At 37.5% G+C, this 901-nt stretch carries 1 protein-coding gene; it reads left to right on the top strand.

Features of this window, described 5'->3' with window-relative positions:
* The coding region (locus AACV33_RS03825; protein ID WP_182700741.1) for an IS3 family transposase at positions 1 to 878 on the top strand (878 nt) is incomplete at its 5' end.
* Positions 879 to 901: the final 23 nt, after the last annotated feature.

Genomic DNA, 901 nt, shown 5'->3' with positions numbered 1-901 from the left:
TTTGCCAAAAACCAAGAGTAAAGTACGCTCTTATTCGTGATTTTAGGAATCATTATAGTGTTCGTTTTCTTTGCCAAGTTTTAAAGGCATCTCCAACTGGTTTTTATGCATGGCATAATAAATCATTAAGCAAAGCCTCCCAAAGGAGGCTAGACTTTGAAAAGAGGATCTTACTAACCTTTGCTGAGTTTGAGGCTAAATACGGCTCTAGAAGAGTTAGAAATGAGCTTGTAAAGCTAGGATACCCTTGTTCCACTAATTATGTAGCAAAGATCATGAAGGCTCGAGGTATCAGAGCCCTTAACGGAAAAGGTTTCCGTTATGGACGACGCGTTGAATCAACTCGTAATGTGGTTGGCAATATCTTAGACCGGCGCTTTACCGCTGAGAGCCCCAACGAGCGCTGGACAACAGATATTACGTACATTTGGGTTAATGACAAATTTATGTACCTGGCCGTTGTTATGGACTTATTTTCAAGGAAAATAATTGGATGGTCATTAGACGACTCAATGACTGAGGTTCTCATTTCAGATGCATTAAAAATGGCTTTCAATCGAAGAACGATTAAACAAGGTTTAATCATTCATTCAGATAGAGGTGTTCAATATCGTTCCAATAATTATCAAGAACTTATTAATGATAATGGTTGTATTCAAAGTATGAGTCGAACAGGCAATTGTTGGGATAATGCAGCAATGGAATCCTTTTTCAGTCGACTAAAAGTCGAACTGATTTACCCAAAGAATTACCAAACAGTTACCGATGTACAAACAGGCATATTTGAATATATTGAGATCTTCTATAATCGTAAGCGCAGTCACTCAACATTAAACAACTTGAGTCCATTTGAATTTGAAAGTAAATTTGTAAAATAAAGTGTTCGCTTTTCGAGGGGCAC

Origin of the sequence: Aliivibrio sp. SR45-2 (genome assembly GCF_963890165.1) — a bacterium.
Taxonomy (GTDB): Bacteria; Pseudomonadota; Gammaproteobacteria; order Enterobacterales; family Vibrionaceae; genus Aliivibrio; species Aliivibrio salmonicida.
This window is presented reverse-complemented; position numbering and strand designations above follow the sequence as displayed.